Here is a 319-nt window from a genome sequence, read left to right on the forward strand (position 1 = left end):
AGTTACGTATAGCTTGGAGATGTAACTAAACCATCCGTTATGAAAAAAGCTGCAATAAACCATATAAATAACAAAGAAAGCCATAAATAACAATATATTCTCCATTCCTGTCCACAACGATAAAGACAGAAAAGCAGATTGAGCGTAAACACGCCATGATTGTTTCAGATTATGAATAGTAATAGGTGTTAAAGACAGAAACAGTGTTGCTAATATAAGTTGAATATTGTGATGATCAATAGAACCGGGTAAAAAATGGATAATTGAAGGCGAAGAAATCGCAAACATCATACTAATAAAGCGATACTTGGCACCGAAG

General features: G+C 33.9%; 1 pseudogene. It reads right to left on the bottom strand.

Annotation, left to right across the window (positions count from 1 at the left end):
- Positions 1 to 319, bottom strand: a pseudogene (locus AB4486_RS24420) (hypothetical protein); the annotation flags it as partial.

Source organism: Vibrio sp. 10N.222.55.C6 (assembly GCF_041473395.1).
Lineage (GTDB): Bacteria > Pseudomonadota > Gammaproteobacteria > Enterobacterales > Vibrionaceae > Vibrio > Vibrio crassostreae_C.